Here is a 15220-nt window from a genome sequence, read left to right as displayed (position 1 = left end):
ACCCGCAAGGTTGATCAGTAAACTCATACGGCCTCCTGCTGGGTGGGCTTCCATAACCGTAGGCGGTTGGCGTTGCTGACCACGGTGATGGAGGAGAGCGACATGGCCGCGCCCGCAATAATGGGTGACAGCAGCATGCCGGTCATGGGGTAGAGCACGCCAGCGGCAATCGGGATGCACAGCACGTTATAGCCAAACGCGCCGATCAGGTTCTGCTTGATGTTAGAGAGCGTGGCACGGCTCAGTTCAATCGCCGTGGCCACGCCGTGTAGTGAGCCGCGCATCAGCGTAATACCGGCGCTCTCCATGGCGATATCGGTACCCTGGCCAATGGCAAAACCCACGTTGGCCCGGGCCAGCGCGGGGGCGTCGTTAATACCGTCGCCCACCATGCCGACCACTTCGCCTGCCGCTTGGCGGCGCTCAATTTCTGCGTGCTTGTCGTCAGGCGTCATACCTGCCTTGAACTCGCTAATGCCGACCTCGCGGGCCACCGCAGCAGCGGTATGCTCGTTATCGCCCGTCAACATCACCACGGTTAACCCATCATCCTGCAAGCGCTTCACGGCGGCAGCGGCATCTTTGCGCAGCGGGTCGCTAACGCCGAAGAGGGCGGCCAGCTTGCCGTTGACGGCCAAATAGACCAGCGAGCGCGCCTTGGCTTCCAGCTGGCGAATGCTCTCGTCTGCTGGGGAAAGGTCGACGCCAGACGCTTCCAATAAGCGCGCATTGCCTAGCAGCAGCGTGTCATTAGCTTGGCTGGTGCCTTTAACACCGCCGCCGGTCACGCTATCAAAGCTAGCCAGCGCATCGGGTCGGGCGCCTTGCTCTTCGGCGTAGGCCGTCAGCGCTTTGGCAAGGGGGTGCTCCGAGCGGCTCTCTAGGGCGGCCACCCAGGCCAGTACTTGGGTGCTATCGTTATGCAGCACCGTTGCCTCAGTGACACGCGGCTTTCCTTCGGTCAGCGTGCCGGTCTTGTCCACCACCAGGGTGGTCAGACGGCTAGCGGTTTGCAGCGCTTCGCCGCTGCGCACCAGCACGCCATGCTCGGCGGCTTTGCCCACGCCAATCATGGTAGAGATCGGGGTGGCCAAGCCCAGCGCGCAGGGGCAGGCGATAATTAGCACGGTAGTAGCAGTAACCAGCATATGAATAGCCACCGGAGCGGGTCCGAGGTTGTACCAGGCAAGGGCCGTTAGCACCGCAATAATCATCACGGCGGGTACAAATATGCCTGAGATCGTATCGGCCAGCTCGCCAATCGGTGGGCGGGAGTTTTGTGCGCTGGCCACCTGCTCGGTAATGCGCCCCAAACGGGTATCGCGGCCGATGCGCGTGGCGCGGTACACCAAGCTACCGTTACCGTTCACCGTGCCCGCGCTTACGTCATCGTCCGCTGTTTTATGCACGGGCACCGGTTCGCCGGTAAGCATGGATTCATCGATATAGCTCTGGCCGTCGAGCACTACGCCATCCACCGGCAGCCGCTCACCGGGGCGCACGCGAATATGGTCATCCAGCGCTACATCGTCCACCGCGATTTCTTGTTCAACGCCGTCGCGTATCACCCGGGCGGTTTTCTCCTGCAGGTCGAGCAGCCGTTTAAGGGCGCTGCTGGTGCGGCCTCGGGCGCGTAGCTCCATGGCGTTGCCCAGCAGAATAAGCCCGACCACCATGGCCGACGCTTCAAAATAGATGCCCTGAGCCACCTCCGGCAACCAGGGGGCGAAGAGCACTACCATCATGGAGTAGAGCCAGGCGGTGCCGGTGCCCATCGCCACCAGGGTGTCCATGTTGGCTTGGTGGTGCTTGAGTTGTTTCCAAGCGTTGGTGAAAAAGTGCCGCCCAGGAAAGGCCAAAATAGCCAGCGTCAGCAGGCCAATCACCAGCCAATACAAGCGGCCGGCGCCCATGGGGTGTGGATGGTAAAAGAACATGCTCAGCATCAGTGGGATCGCAAGGGCAAGCGATAGAATGCTGCCCTTGAGGCGCTGGCGGTAGGTAACGGCTTCTTGAGCCTCGCGAGTGCGCTCGGCTTCACGCATATCCACAATCGGTTCGGCGCGATAGCCCGCCTCAGCAACGGAGGCCATTAGCGCATCAGGCGTTGCACTGCCTGTAACTTGGGCAGTGTGCGTGCCGAAATTCACCGAGGCGCTGTTCACTCCAGGCGTGTTGGCCAGCGCCTTCTCAACGCTTTTCACGCAGCCCGCACAGGTCATACCGCTAATCAGCAGGCGCAGTTGGGGCGCATCCACGGGAGCGCTCTGCGATTCAGCGGGTTCAGGTGCGTCGGGGTGTGGTGCGTCACTCGCGTCGTCACTGGGTGGGTAGCCCGCTTCGTTGAGCGCACTATCCAGCGCTTGATCGTCGAGGGAGCTGGTCACTTCCAGACGCTTTTCTGCAGGAAACCCTTCCACTTGGGCGGCCGGGTCCTGGGCTTGAATCGCCTCACGCATGCGCTTAACGCAGCCCTGGCAGTTCATACCCGGCACGGTGCGTATCAGCATCACGGTTTGCTCGGTGTCGTGCTGCATGGGGCCTCCTCAGGAAAACTTTCGATTAAGCGGCACAGGCTATGGCCGTCGGGGGTGCCATCGGGCATGTCTTGCCAGCTCTCCAGCGCCTGCTCCATTCGCTGGGCGAGCGCTTCCAGTTCGGCAATCCGTGCGCGTATTTGCGGCAGCCGGTGGGCAAGCAGGTCGCGTACCAGCGGGCAGGGGGAGTCGCCTTGGTCGGCATGGGCCAGGATGTCGCGGATCTCCGCCACGCTAAAGCCCAGCTTTCGCGCCCGCTGAATAAAGTGCAGCCGCTCAAGGTCGGTAGCTGAAAAAAGTTGGTAGCCATTATCAGGGTGGCGTGTGGGCGAGAGCAGTCCTTCGCGCGTGTAATGGCGAACGGTCTCAGCGGTCACGTTGCCACGTTTGGCAAGTTCGCCCACTTTTAAGTCGTTCAGCACTGTTTTTCTCCCAGGTCGCCATCTAATGTTATTTAAAATAGTGTAAAACCTATGGGTAACCCATAGGTCAAGCGTGCGCGTCAGCATCAGTCAAAATAACTAAAACACTGATTTAAAACGGTCGTGCGACTAATGTATAAGCAAAAAACAAAATAAAACGCTCGTTTGCACTTGAACCGAACCCGTCATTGGGCGAAAACTGAGGTGTAATAACGACGCAGGTGGATGGCTGAGTCCGCCGGATCATAGGAAGAGAGGCCCACAATGCATAATAACTTCAAGAAAGTAACCCTAGCGGCCGCGGTTGCAGCAGTTACCTTTGCAAGCCAAGCTAACGCAGGCGGATATCAGATTAACGAGCAGAGCGTCAGTGGGCAGGGGTATGGCCATGCGGGACGTAGCTCAAACGTACACGATGCTACGATTGTATTCGGTAACCCGGCAGGTATGTCGTTCCTTGACCGTGCCCAAATTACGGCAGGCGGGACGTACCTAAATGTAAATAGCTCTATCTCTAATGCACAGGCATCGCAAAGTAGCCCTGCTATTGCGCAAGCAACCGGGGGTATGACAGATACACTTCCTGTCTCAGGTACCAACGATGGTGATATGGTGCCAGGAACGCTAATTCCGTTCGCTTTTTATGCACATCCTGTTAATGAACAGCTGGCGTTTGGTTTTGGTGTTTACGCTCCTTTTGGTTCGAAAACCGACTATGAAGATGGCTTTATGGGGCGTAACCAAGGCAACTACACCGAGGTGCGAGTCATTAGTGCTCAACCTACTGTTTCCTACCGTTTTAATGAGCAGTGGGGCGTGGGCGTTGGTATTACTTATAACCGTGTGAATGGCGAACTGCACCGCCAAGTGCCGACAGTAACGCCGCTTGGCCTGACCGAAGTGGATTCGCGGGTGGAGGGTGATGATGAAGCCTGGGGCTATAACCTGGGGGTGATTTATCAGCCTGTGCCGGAAACAACCTTTGGTTTAACTTACCGTTCAAAGGTTGACTACACGCTCGAAGGTGACTTTACCGCAAGCTCTCCTGTACTTGATGAGTTAGGTATAGGCACCATTACAGATGATGCCTCTTTAGATCTAACCACACCTGAAACGGTCAACTTCTCGCTCACCCAGCAAATGAGTGACGACCTTAAGCTTATGTTCGGTGCTTCCTGGGCGCGCTGGAGCCGGTTTGATCAGATTCTCGTGAGTGGCGTAGAGCGTGATGTGATTACTAACGAGCAGCAGAACTACTCAAACGCTTGGGCCTTTTCAACGGGTGGTGAGTATCAGCTAACGCCTGCACTGGCACTGCGTGCTGGTGTAACGCTGGACTTCACGCCAACCCAGGATGCCACCCGTAGCGTGCGTATTCCTTCAGACGACCGCCGTATCTTCTCAATTGGCGCAGGCTGGAGCCCAACACCTGATCTTACATTAGACTTTGCGTACTCTTATCTGACAGAGCGTGGCACATCTGTTGATCAGTCCAAAACAGATCCGCTTGTAGAGCAACAGGGCATACCTAGTGTTACCTCTAACTACTCTGGTGACTACAAAAACGAAGCCCATGGTTTCGGTGCCCAGCTGACCTATCGGTTCTGATCCGCGGTTCGCGCTTACTGTTCGATTTTCGTGACCTACTGACCCGGCCTCGGCCGGGTTTTTTACGTGGCGAACGCCGCCTAGGGTGGGTGCGGTGGGCGCTGGGTTTCGTTACAATGCTTGCCAGAATTTCGCCGCTGGGATAGCTCGGGGAGGTGTTTAGCACCAAACCATGAGCTGCCCCAGCGGCGCCTGTCTCTTTTAAGCTGCGTTTTAACGCGCGTGAGACCCCGCTATTTACTGACCAAGGCTAGAGTGATCCATGTTGGAAACCAACCCGATTCATAACCAGATCAAGGACCTGTCTGAGCGGACAGACGTTCTTAGGGGGTATCTTTGACTATGCCGAGCGTAAAGATCGGCTAGAAGAAGTGTCCCGCGAACTTGAAGATCCCAATGTTTGGAACGACCCAGACTACGCCCAGAAGCTGGGTAAAGAGCGCGCCTCCCTTGAAGCGATTGTGGCGACCATCGACGAGCTAGACCAGGGCCTCGCGGATAGCCGCGACCTGTTAGAACTCGCCGAAATGGAAGAGGATGAAGCCACCGTTGAGGAAGTGCGTAAAGAGCTGGGTGGCCTGCAGGGCGCTCTGGAAAAGCTTGAGTTTCGCCGTATGTTCTCGGGAGAAATGGACGAGAACAACGCCTACCTGGATATTCAATCGGGGTCCGGTGGCACCGAAGCCCAGGACTGGGCCAATATTTTGCTGCGTATGTACCTGCGCTGGGCAGAGAGCCACGGCTTCAAAACCGAGATCATCGAAATTTCCCCAGGCGAAGTGGCGGGCATCAAATCGGCGTCGCTGCATATCCAGGGCGACCACGCCTTTGGCTGGCTACGCACGGAAACCGGCGTTCACCGCTTAGTGCGCAAAAGCCCGTTCGACTCCGGTGGCCGTCGCCACACCTCGTTTGCCTCCGTCTTTGTGTCGCCAGAAATCGACGACAGCTTCGAGGTCGAGATCAATCCATCGGATCTGCGTGTCGATACCTATCGTTCCAGCGGTGCGGGTGGTCAGCACGTCAACACCACCGACTCCGCGGTACGGATTACCCACGAACCCACCGGAATTGTGGTGGCGTGCCAGAGCCAGCGTAGCCAGCACGCTAACCGCGATTTCGCCATGAAGCAGTTGAAGGCGAAGCTGTGGGAACACGAGATGCAAAAGCGCAATGCGGCCAAGCAGGAAGCGGAAGACTCCAAAGCCGATATCGGTTGGGGCAGCCAAATTCGCTCTTACGTACTGGATGATCAGCGCATTAAAGACCTGCGTACCGGCGTTCAGTCCAGCAACTGCGACAAGGTGCTCGACGGGGATTTAGATCAGTTTATCGTCGCCAGCCTGAAGCAGGGTTTGTAATCTTTTTAGCGTTTGAACAGAAATAGGGTGCCCGATGGCTAACCAAGACGCGTCTTCTCTCGATAACGAAAATCACCTGATCGCCGAGCGCCGTGCCAAGCTGGCGGCCCGCCGTGAGCGAGCGGCCGAGCAGGGCAAGAGCGCTTTCCCGAACGATTTCCGCCGCGACAGCCTCACCGTCGAGCTGCACAACCTGCTGGGTGATAAAGACAAAGCCGAGCTGGAAGCGCTGGACCACCAAGCGTCGGTGGCCGGTCGCGTGATGCGCAAACGCGGTCCTTTTATCGTGATTCAGGACGTGGCGGGCCAGATCCAGCTCTACGTGGATAAAAAGGGGCTGCCGGAAGACGTTCTGGAAGACATCAAAGGCTGGGATATCGGCGATATCGTCGCCGCCCGTGGGCCGGTGCATAAGTCGGGTAAAGGCGACTTGTACGTGATGATGGTCGAGGCGCAGCTGCTGACCAAGAGCTTGCGCCCGCTGCCGGATAAGTTCCACGGCCTGACCGATCAAGAAGCTCGCTATCGTCAGCGTTACGTGGATCTGATCATGAACCCGCAGTCGCGTAAGGTGTTCGAAACCCGTGCGGCGGTGATCAGCTCCATGCGCCGTTTCTTCGAAGCCCGTGGCTTCATGGAAGTGGAAACGCCGATGCTGCAGCCGATCCCCGGCGGCGCGGCGGCGCGCCCGTTTATTACTCACCACAATGCGCTGGATATCGATATGTACCTGCGTATTGCGCCGGAGCTTTACCTGAAGCGCCTGGTGGTGGGTGGTTTCGAGAAAGTGTTCGAGATCAACCGCAACTTCCGTAACGAAGGCTTGTCCACGCGGCACAACCCTGAGTTCACCATGGTGGAGTTCTACTGGGCCTACGCGGATTACCGCGACCTGCTGGACATGACCGAAGCCATGCTGCGCACGGCAGCTCAGGAAGTGCTGGGCACCACCACGATTACTTACCAGGGGGCCAGCTACGATTTTGGTCAGCCCTTCAAGCGTCTCACCCTGCGCCAAGCGATTCTGGATCACGGCGACGGCATCACCGATGCCGACCTAGATACCCTAGATGCTGCTCGCGTTGCGGCGGAAAAACTGGGCATCAAGGTCAAAGAGAGCTGGGGCCTGGGTAAAGTTCAAACCGAGATCTTTGAAGAAGTGGCGGAACACAAACTGGACCAGCCCACGTTCATCACTGAATATCCGGCAGAAGTTAGCCCGCTGGCGCGTCGTAACGATGCCAACCCCTTCGTGACCGACCGCTTTGAGTTCTTCGTCGGTGGTCGCGAGATCGCCAACGGCTTCTCGGAGCTGAACGACGCCGAAGATCAGGCAGAGCGTTTCCGTGAACAGGCCGCCGAGAAAGACGCCGGTGATCTGGAAGCCATGTACTATGACGCCGACTACGTGCGCGCGCTGGAGTACGGCCTGCCGCCCACGGCGGGCGAGGGCATCGGCATTGACCGTTTGGTAATGCTGTTTACCGACAGCCCCTCCATTCGTGATGTACTGCTATTCCCGGCCATGCGCCCCGAGGTGGATTAACGCTCAACCAGGCGCTAGCGGACGAAAAGTTGGTAAGGGCGCGATTTAGCGCCCATAATGGTCAACGTTTCGACGGCGAGGAGAATCCCATGAAACTGCTAAATCGCTCTGCCCTGAGCGTCAGGCCGACCCAGACCTTCGTGGACTGGATCAATGCGCTCGAACCCACCATGGGAGACGACGACCTGACCCTGGACGACGTCGAACGTGAAAGTACGGTATACCTGATCCCCGAGATGGATACCCCTGAGGCGTTAGAGACGTTTGTCCGCGAGCGTCACGTAGAAATCCTGGAGACCGAGCTACGCGCCTGGGAAGAGGATGAGCGCCAGTGGCCAGAAAAATTAGATTGGTCGCTGTTTCAGGAATTCCTGCGCGTTGAGCACAGCTACTTAGCCATTGACCTGGACGACGAAACCGCCCTGGAAATCTCGGATGTTGACGACGCGCTGCTGCTCGACAACGAACAAGATTAGCGTGCTACTATTTTAGCGTAAGCGCACAGTGAAACCGGCTTCGGCCGGTTTCGCCGTTTGTAAGGGGTCTGTTTAGGAATTCATTACCATGCGACTGCTTGAAACTCGCCCTGGCGATGATGGGCTGCCGGGGCCTGAGCGCCTGCTCGCCGTGCTGGCGCTGGTCACCGGTACGTTGATGGCGGTGGTCGATACCACCATGATCAACCTGGCCCTGCCCACCATTGCTGCCGATCTGAATGTGCCGGCCTCCAGGGCAGTATGGATTACTAACCTGTTCCAGGTCGTGTGTGCTGCGTTCTTACTGGTATTTGCGGGCATCAGCGAGCTCATTACTCGCAGGCGGCTCTACTTGTTTGGCCTTGGGACGTTTGTGGTAGCAGCACTAGGGGCGGCACTGTCGCGTAATTTAGAAACATTGCTAGTGTTTCGCGCCTTCCAAGGCCTTGGGGCAGCTGCGACCCTTTCTATTGGGCCGTCCCTCTATCGGGCTATTTTTCCATCCCGCTTGTTAGGCAGCGCGCTCGGTCTAAGTGCTCTAGTGGTAGCGGGTGGTTATGCCGCAGGCCCTACCCTCAGTGGCGTCATTCTCTCGTTCGCGGACTGGCCATGGCTGTTCGCGCTCAACGTGCCGCTAGGGCTCTGCTCGCTCTGGCTGGCCCGCCGAGCGCTGCCGAAAGAGACCCCGCGGCAAGGTGGCTTCGATACGCTGGGGGCGCTTTACTCGATGCTGATGCTGGCGAGCTTCTTTGTCGCTATGGACGCCGTTGGTCACGCTGCGCCTATCTGGCAAAGCGGCGGTTGGGCCATGTTGGCAGTAGCCGCGTGTACTCTATTTATCCGGCGCCAGCAGCGCGCTCCTTATCCACTGCTGCCGCTGAGCGTGTTTGCTGAAAAGCGCTTCACGCTGGCGGTTTCCGCCTCGGGATTAGCGTTTATTGGGCAGGGACTCACCTTTGTAGCGCTATCGTTTTTCTATCAAGAACAGATGGGCTTTTCGCCACTAGAAACCGCTTGGCTATTCACGCCGTGGCCCCTGGCGATCATGCTAGTGGGGCCGTTGGCGGGGCGGTTGGCGGATCGAGTTAATCCCAGCCTGCTATCTAGTACCGGGCTGATGCTACTGATTATTGGCCTAGTCGCGCTGGCGCTGGTGGATGAGAGCACCGGCGTGGCGGGCAGCCTGTGGCGCACGGCGCTGTGTGGTATTGGGTTTGGACTTTTCCAGCCGCCGAATAACCGCGAAATGATGGGCAGCCTACCGCCGGAGCGCAGTGCCAACGTGTCTGGGGTGATGAGTACCACACGCACGGTGGGGCAGTCGTTTGGTGTCGCACTGGTAGGAGCGGCGCTGGCACTGGGCTCGCCAATTCAGGTCACGCTCTGGCTAGGTGCGGGCACTACCGTGCTGGCACTGCTGGCGAGCCTGTCGCGGGTATCGCTCGCCCAGCGGGCGCTGGATGAGCGGCGGGCATCGTCTGTTGGAAAGTAAGGGCGTACAATAAGCCAGTTGCTGACTGAAGGAGAGTCCCATGGCGATACAGACACAAATTGAGCAGAAGTTGGCGGCCTTAACCCCTGACGTGCTGCAGGTCGAAAACGAAAGCCATATGCATAACGTGCCGGCCAACTCTGAAACTCACTTCAAAGTGACGCTGGTAAGCGATAGCTTCGATGGCATGATGCCGGTCAAGCGCCACCAACAAATTTATGCCCTGTTGGCGGATGAGCTCTCTGGCCCGGTGCACGCCCTGGCGCTGCACCTCTACACCCCCAAAGAGTGGCAGGCACGGGGCAGCGAGCGCCCGAACTCCCCCAGCTGCCGTGGCGGCGGCCAGTGACCCCGGAGGTTGTTCGTCGGCACTACCTGGATGCTATGGGTATTACCGCCTGGGCATGCCGCTACCAGCTGCCCAACGCCCGCCCGACGGAAGCCTGCGAGTGGGAAGAAACACCGACCAAAAAACCACCACGGGAGCGGTTGCATGCGCTGCTGGATGATGCACCAGCACCGCGACCACGTAGCCAGCCTGCCGCTGCCGAGCAAGGCAACACTTCCCCAGTGGCATCGCCCTCGGCGGTCAAGGCGCTCTTAGGCCATTCGCCTGCCTCGGCACCCACCCCGGAGGCGAGCCCGGTACCAGAACCCAGAGTGCCGCCTGCGCAACCCACCAAGCCGCTGAGCTTTAGTCTCTCCTGTGCTTGTGTGGGAGGACGTTGGCTTAGCGTATGTGAAGGGGAAATGTCTCCGGTTGAACAGCAGTTGCTTGCCAATATGCTGCGGGCGGCTGGTGTGTTACGCGGCGAACTGCCAACAGTGACCTACTTCAAATGGCCGCCCATGGCCACAGCCTTTGCGCCGGAAGAGCCGCTTGAGGAAGCTCAGGAGGGTGTGGCAGCGTTTGTTGCTGGGGCCGCGAGCCGACAAGGCTGGCAGTTAGAGCAAGTGCTCTGGTGGGGCGCAGAGGAGACGGCTACTGACCTTGCTCGAGTCATGGCGCTTACCGACGGGCAGAGCCAAACGCTCGCACTTCCTGTGTGGCAAGGCCCGTCGCTGGCCGTGCTCACTCAGCAGGCCAGTGCTAAACGCGCGCTATGGCCGCGTTTGGTGGCCTTAGGGCAGCAGTGGAGTGCCGAGTGATCTGCCGGTTAAACGCTGCGCATCGAGTGCCGCTACATACCTTAGAAGCCGCCGCGCACAGCGGGGCAAGCCCCCAGCAGTTAGATGAAGCGCTGGCTGATGAGCAGGCCTGGGTAGTGGGCTATTGGCAGGACGACGTGCTAATGGGTTATGCGTTGGTGGCGAAGTTGCCGTTTGACGCTGAGCTACAGGCGATTGGTGTACTACCCGATTGCCAAGGGCAAGGCATAGGCAAGCGGCTGCTTAACAAAGTGGTCGCGGTGGCGAAGCAGTGGCAAGCTGAGCGGCTGCTGTTGGAAGTGCGTGCTGGAAATCAGCGGGCGATTGCGCTGTATCAGCAGGCGGGGTTTGGCGAAGATGGTTGTCGAAAGGGCTACTACCCGGCCGTAAAGGGCACGACCGGGCGTGAGGATGCACTATTAATGTCGCGGCCGTTGGCTTAAGACGCGCTGCTGTCATCCATACCGTCGAACTTGCTGAGCACACCCTGCAAACGGCGCTCCCACTCTTCGCGCTCTTGTTTTAACTGCGCATTTTCGTTACGCAGCTCTTCGTTTTCCAGCTTCATCATCTCCAACGCCTCAACAGTGTCGGTGATTTTCTGTTCTAACTGATTAAAAAGCTCAAGGCTCATGCCTACCTCCAGTAACGGACGACAGGCGGTTGCCTATCGTCATGAAATAAAATGGGCCATCAATGTGTGACTCAATCGAGCGAGCGTAACGCTGCTGTCAGTTGGCGGCAAGCGCTTTACGAGGGCACGCGTTGATAGAGCCTGGCAATACTCTCACCTGCCTGAGTTTCACGGTGTAAATGCCAGTTAGCCGGTACCGCTGGCGTTAGGCTCTGTTCGGTTTCCAGGTAGATCATCGCATCGCTTGCCAGCCATCCGCCCGCTTCCAGCGCGGCACAGCAAGACGCGGCTAACCCTTGGTAGAACGGCGGGTCGAGAAACACCAGATCAGCAGGTTGGCTAGGCTTTTCAAGAAACGCCTGGGCATCAGCAGTCACTACCTGCCCCTGCGTTGCACCGAGGGTGGCAAGATTGTCGCGAATCAGCGCGGCAACGTGTGTATCGCGCTCGACAAAGGTGACCTGCGCAGCCCCCCGAGAGAGCGACTCGATGCCAAGCGCGCCGGTACCGGCAAATAGGTCCAGCACCTGCTTGCCATGCAGCGCTTGGCCCAGCCAGTTAAACAGCGTTTCACGTACGCGATCCGGCGTAGGGCGCAGGCCCGGATGGTCGAGCACAGGCAGCATGCGGCGGCGAAAATCGCCGCCGATAATGCGCAGTTTCCCCGGCGGTTTGGCAGTTCCGCGGCGGGGAGTCGACATGCGAGATGATGAGCGAGAGGAGCGTTGTCGTTTCATAACGCGGATTGTAGCGGGCTACTTATCCAAAGTCTTGGTCTGCGGTGGTAGGATAATCGCAATGTTCACCTATTTAGTCGGATGACACCTATGTTCGGTTTTTTCAAACGTAAGAAAAAGCACGACTCCCAGCAGGAGCCTCAAGACGCCCAAGAGCAGCCAGCGCTGCTAGACGAGCCCGAAGGCGCGCCTGATAAGGAGCCTGCTGCTGATGTATCAGCACCTTCCGAATCGCTGGCAGAAGAGCCGCCCAAGCCCGCGCCGGAGCGCGAAAACGAACCCACTGAGGTGCTCGCTCAGGAGCAGTCGCCTGAGCCGGTGAGCAAAGAGGACGTTCAGCCAACGGGCGTTGACGAGGAAGTCACCCCCGCGCCAATCATGGACACTGTGCCAGAGCCAGAGCCAGAGCCAGAGCCAGAGCCAGAGCCAGCCGCGAAGCCTGCGCTTCAAGAGAAGCCGGTATCCGAAAAAGGCGAGAAGAAAGGCTGGTTTGCGCGCATCAAATCTGGCCTGGGGAAAACCCGCGCTAATCTTACTGACGGCTTGGCCGACCTGTTCCTTGGCAAAAAGCATATCGATGACGAGCTGCTGGAGGATCTGGAAACTCAGCTGCTCATGGCCGATGTGGGCATCGAAGCGACGAGCGAAATCATCGAGCGCCTTGAGGCACGGGTTTCCCGCAAAGAGCTGAATAATCCCGAAGCGCTCTATCGCGGCCTACAGGAGGAGCTGGCCGCGCTGCTGGCACCCGTGTCTGCGCCGCTCAGCTTCGAGAAAGAGAGCGACGGCCCCTTCGTTATTCTGGTGGTGGGGGTCAACGGCGTGGGTAAAACCACCACCATCGGCAAGCTCACCCAGCGTTTCCAGCGCGAAGGCAAGAGCGTCATGCTGGCAGCCGGGGATACCTTCCGTGCGGCGGCGGTGGAACAGCTTAAAGTGTGGGGCGAACGCAACAGTGTACCGGTGATTGCTCAGCACACCGGGGCTGACAGCGCCTCGGTGATTTACGACGCAGTGGCGGCCGCCAAGTCTCGCGGCGTAGATGTGCTGATCGCCGATACCGCCGGGCGGCTGCACAACAAGAGCCACCTGATGGAAGAGCTGAAAAAGGTGCACCGTGTGATGCAGAAGCTCGATGACACGGCGCCCCATGAGGTCATGCTCGTGCTGGATGCAGGCACGGGGCAGAACGCAATTTCCCAGGCCACCACTTTTAATGAGGCGGTGCCGATTAGCGGCATTACTTTAACCAAGCTGGATGGCACCGCCAAAGGCGGGATTATCTTTGCCCTGGCGAAACAGCTAGAAACGCCGATTCGCTTTATCGGGGTGGGTGAGGGCCTGGACGACTTGCGCCCCTTCAACGCTAACGACTTCGTCAACGCGCTGTTTGACCGCCAAGGGGATGATGGTCGCGCATGATTGCTTTTGAGCATGTGGGGAAGCGCTATGGAGGGCGCTTTGACGCGCTGGCGCACCTGAACTTTCGCGTGGCGAGAGGCGAAATGGTGTTTCTGACTGGCCACTCTGGGGCGGGAAAAAGCTCGCTACTGCGGCTGATTATGCGCCTAGAAAAGCCCAGCCGTGGGCGAGTAGTGGTAGCCGGGCATGACATTGCTCAGCTCCACGCCAGCCAGGTGCCGTTTTATCGTCGCCAGATTGGCGTAGTATTTCAGGACCACCAGCTGCTATTTGATCGCAGCGTGTTCCATAACGTTTCGCTGCCGCTAGAAATTCAGGGTGTAGAGCCCCGAGAGGCGGCGAGGCGGGTGCGGGCAGCACTGGATAAAGTCGGCCTGTTGCACCGCGAAAAAGCCCTGCCCATCGAGCTTTCCGGCGGTGAGCAGCAGCGGGTGGGCATCGCCCGCGCCGTGGTTAATAAGCCCGCGCTGCTGCTTGCCGATGAGCCCACCGGTAACCTAGACCCACAGCTCTCTGCCGATATCATGGGGCTGTTCGAGGACTTCAACCGCATCGGCACTACGGTCATGATCGCTAGCCACGATTTGGCGCTGATTGCGCGCTTGCGTCATCGGATTCTGCGTCTGCAGGACGGTCGTTTAGTCGCCGATGAGGGGGCTGCATGAAGCGCTCAGCCAATGCTCGCCAAAGCGGCGCCGCCCCTCGGGGTAAGCGCCAAACACCCAAGCCCGCCGCACCTGCCTCGGAAACAGCCCCTCGCAGTGGGGCGCGCGCTCAGCAAACACGTTTTAGCAGTCGCCTGCGTGCCTGGGGGCGTCACCACCGGGCCATGGCGCTGGATAGCCTTTTTCGACTGGTGCGCTACCCGTTGGGAAACCTGCTGACCATGCTGGCCATTGCCATTGCCTTGGTACTTCCCGCTGCTCTATGGCTGACGTTGGACAGCGCCAAGCTGCTGGATGCCGAGCTGGATGAAAGCGCGTCGCTCACCGTTTATCTCGATATGGGGATTGATGCAGCGCAGGCGGCTCGGATCGAAGAGGCGGTGAGTGCTGACGGCGGCGTGGCGCAGACGCGTATGATCAGCCCAGAGCAGGGCATGGCGGATTTCCAGCAGTCGTTGGGCATCGACGATACCCTGGCAGGGCTTGACGATAATCCGCTCCCCACGAGTATCGTCATTTCCCCTCAAGATGTAGAGCCCGCTGCGATGGCTGAACTGGCCGAGCGGCTCGAGGGGGTAACTGGCATCGATGAAGTACGCGTCGATTTGGCCTGGGTCGAGCGGCTGCGCCATCTGGCGGCGTTGGGGCGCCGCGTGGCGCTGGCGCTGGGGGTGCTGTTTGGTTTCGGTGTACTGCTGGTCGTCGGTAATACCATTCGCTTGGCGGTGGAGAGTCGACGCCGTGAAATCGAAGTGGTCATGCTGATCGGCGCAACGCACGCCTTCGTACGTCGCCCGTTCTTGTACAGTGGAGCCTGGTATGGCGCTGGCGGCGGGCTTTTGGCGCTGGGTCTGTTGGCCTTGGGTAATCACTGGCTCTCACTGCCGGTAGCGGCGCTGGCGGCCAGCTACGGTGCCAGCTTCACCTTGCCGCAGCTAGATGTGACAGGCTCTACAATTCTGCTATCCTGCAGTATACTACTTGGCTGGCTGGGCGCTTGGCTTGCCGTCACGCGCCATCTTTCCAGCATACGCCCGCGCTGAGCATGCGTCTGTCGCGTTGTCATCTTCACGTTATAGGCAGTACATAGACTTCGCGATATTGTCCATGCGGGCAGTCACGGGAATTTCTACCCCCGTGGCGTGATCGATGCCAACTGTGCGTCGATCGT

The 15220-nt window shown here is 58.8% G+C and carries 15 protein-coding genes; 11 read left to right on the top strand and 4 right to left on the bottom strand.

The window, feature by feature from the left end:
* Positions 1-23: 23 nt before the first annotated feature.
* Positions 24-2537, bottom strand: coding sequence for a heavy metal translocating P-type ATPase (locus NH344_RS06105; RefSeq protein WP_253027649.1), 2514 nt, complete (start codon positions 2535-2537; stop codon positions 24-26).
* Positions 2510-2956 carry a MerR family DNA-binding protein gene (locus NH344_RS06100; RefSeq protein ID WP_230834951.1) on the bottom strand — a complete coding sequence of 149 codons (447 nt, stop codon included), beginning with the start codon at positions 2954-2956 and terminating at the stop codon, positions 2510-2512. The genes NH344_RS06105 and NH344_RS06100 overlap by 28 nt, the downstream gene beginning before the upstream one ends.
* Before the next feature lie 267 nt (positions 2957-3223).
* Here NH344_RS06100 and NH344_RS06095 point away from each other — a divergent pair, with 267 nt between their 5' ends.
* The 8 genes from NH344_RS06095 (at position 3224) to rimI (ending at position 11034) form a co-directional block, all read left to right on the top strand.
* A complete protein-coding gene (locus tag NH344_RS06095) occupies positions 3224-4567 on the top strand; it encodes an outer membrane protein transport protein (RefSeq protein WP_253027648.1) in 1344 nt (447 codons plus the stop codon).
* 262 nt (positions 4568-4829) lie between these two features.
* Positions 4830-5928, top strand: a protein-coding gene (prfB, locus tag NH344_RS06090; protein WP_366072497.1) for a peptide chain release factor 2 whose coding sequence is annotated in 2 segments (ribosomal slippage) — positions 4830-4904 and positions 4906-5928 — 1098 coding nt in all. Because the reading frame shifts where the segments join, the coding sequence is not laid out codon by codon here.
* A 34-nt stretch (positions 5929-5962) separates the two neighbouring features.
* Positions 5963-7474 carry a lysine--tRNA ligase gene (lysS, locus tag NH344_RS06085; protein WP_253027647.1) on the top strand — a complete coding sequence of 504 codons (1512 nt, stop codon included), beginning with the start codon at positions 5963-5965 and terminating at the stop codon, positions 7472-7474.
* Positions 7475-7563: 89 nt separating this feature from the next.
* Positions 7564-7950, top strand: a complete 387-nt coding sequence (locus NH344_RS06080; RefSeq protein WP_044629610.1) for a hypothetical protein — start codon at positions 7564-7566, stop codon at positions 7948-7950.
* An 88-nt stretch (positions 7951-8038) separates the two neighbouring features.
* Positions 8039-9442, top strand: a complete 1404-nt coding sequence (locus NH344_RS06075; protein ID WP_253027646.1) for an MFS transporter — start codon at positions 8039-8041, stop codon at positions 9440-9442.
* 40 nt (positions 9443-9482) lie between these two features.
* The gene (locus NH344_RS06070; protein ID WP_058579703.1) at positions 9483-9791 is read left to right on the top strand and encodes a BolA/IbaG family iron-sulfur metabolism protein; all 309 of its coding nucleotides are present in this window, start codon (positions 9483-9485) and stop codon (positions 9789-9791) included.
* On the top strand, positions 9788-10591 hold the full coding sequence (locus NH344_RS06065; protein WP_074211067.1) for a hypothetical protein: 804 nt from the start codon (positions 9788-9790) through the stop codon (positions 10589-10591). The genes NH344_RS06070 and NH344_RS06065 overlap by 4 nt, the downstream gene beginning before the upstream one ends.
* The gene (gene rimI, locus NH344_RS06060) at positions 10588-11034 is read left to right on the top strand and encodes a ribosomal protein S18-alanine N-acetyltransferase (protein WP_253027645.1); all 447 of its coding nucleotides are present in this window, start codon (positions 10588-10590) and stop codon (positions 11032-11034) included. The genes NH344_RS06065 and rimI overlap by 4 nt, the downstream gene beginning before the upstream one ends.
* On the opposite strand, the gene NH344_RS06055 is transcribed toward rimI, so the two are convergent.
* Together NH344_RS06055 and rsmD are read right to left on the bottom strand one after the other, a co-directional pair.
* Positions 11031-11225, bottom strand: coding sequence for a cell division protein ZapB (locus tag NH344_RS06055; protein ID WP_074211065.1), 195 nt, complete (start codon positions 11223-11225; stop codon positions 11031-11033). The two genes, rimI and NH344_RS06055, sit on opposite strands and share 4 nt — an antisense overlap.
* Before the next feature lie 116 nt (positions 11226-11341).
* Positions 11342-11926: a 16S rRNA (guanine(966)-N(2))-methyltransferase RsmD gene (gene rsmD, locus NH344_RS06050; protein ID WP_253027644.1), complete on the bottom strand. Its 585-nt coding sequence runs from the start codon at positions 11924-11926 to the stop codon at positions 11342-11344.
* Positions 11927-12052: 126 nt separating this feature from the next.
* On the opposite strand from rsmD, the gene ftsY reads away from it, so the two are divergent.
* The 3 genes from ftsY to ftsX are packed head-to-tail and all read left to right on the top strand — an operon-like array spanning position 12053 to position 15092.
* Positions 12053-13384: a signal recognition particle-docking protein FtsY gene (ftsY, locus tag NH344_RS06045; RefSeq protein ID WP_172415865.1), complete on the top strand. Its 1332-nt coding sequence runs from the start codon at positions 12053-12055 to the stop codon at positions 13382-13384.
* Positions 13381-14049, top strand: coding sequence for a cell division ATP-binding protein FtsE (ftsE, locus tag NH344_RS06040; RefSeq protein ID WP_058579699.1), 669 nt, complete (start codon positions 13381-13383; stop codon positions 14047-14049). Before ftsY ends, ftsE begins: the two co-directional genes overlap by 4 nt.
* A complete protein-coding gene (ftsX, locus tag NH344_RS06035; RefSeq protein WP_062374880.1) occupies positions 14046-15092 on the top strand; it encodes a permease-like cell division protein FtsX in 1047 nt (348 codons plus the stop codon). Before ftsE ends, ftsX begins: the two co-directional genes overlap by 4 nt.
* Positions 15093-15220: the final 128 nt, after the last annotated feature.

This window comes from Halomonas sp. Ps84H-12, from assembly GCF_024124725.1.
Lineage (GTDB): Bacteria > Pseudomonadota > Gammaproteobacteria > Pseudomonadales > Halomonadaceae > Vreelandella > Vreelandella aquamarina.
Note: the sequence above shows the minus strand (reverse complement) of the source record. Positions and strands in the feature narration are given on the sequence as shown.

Coding starts and splice junctions, on each gene's coding strand:
- ftsX (WP_062374880.1), top strand. CDS start 14,046: ATGAAGCGCTCAGCCAATGCTCGCCAAAGCGGCGCCGCCCCTCGGGGT.
- NH344_RS06095 (WP_253027648.1), top strand. CDS start 3,224: ATGCATAATAACTTCAAGAAAGTAACCCTAGCGGCCGCGGTTGCAGCA.
- ftsE (WP_058579699.1), top strand. CDS start 13,381: ATGATTGCTTTTGAGCATGTGGGGAAGCGCTATGGAGGGCGCTTTGAC.
- NH344_RS06055 (WP_074211065.1), bottom strand. CDS start 11,225: ATGAGCCTTGAGCTTTTTAATCAGTTAGAACAGAAAATCACCGACACT.
- lysS (WP_253027647.1), top strand. CDS start 5,963: ATGGCTAACCAAGACGCGTCTTCTCTCGATAACGAAAATCACCTGATC.
- NH344_RS06075 (WP_253027646.1), top strand. CDS start 8,039: ATGCGACTGCTTGAAACTCGCCCTGGCGATGATGGGCTGCCGGGGCCT.
- NH344_RS06105 (WP_253027649.1), bottom strand. CDS start 2,537: ATGCAGCACGACACCGAGCAAACCGTGATGCTGATACGCACCGTGCCG.
- rsmD (WP_253027644.1), bottom strand. CDS start 11,926: ATGTCGACTCCCCGCCGCGGAACTGCCAAACCGCCGGGGAAACTGCGC.
- NH344_RS06080 (WP_044629610.1), top strand. CDS start 7,564: ATGAAACTGCTAAATCGCTCTGCCCTGAGCGTCAGGCCGACCCAGACC.
- NH344_RS06070 (WP_058579703.1), top strand. CDS start 9,483: ATGGCGATACAGACACAAATTGAGCAGAAGTTGGCGGCCTTAACCCCT.
- ftsY (WP_172415865.1), top strand. CDS start 12,053: ATGTTCGGTTTTTTCAAACGTAAGAAAAAGCACGACTCCCAGCAGGAG.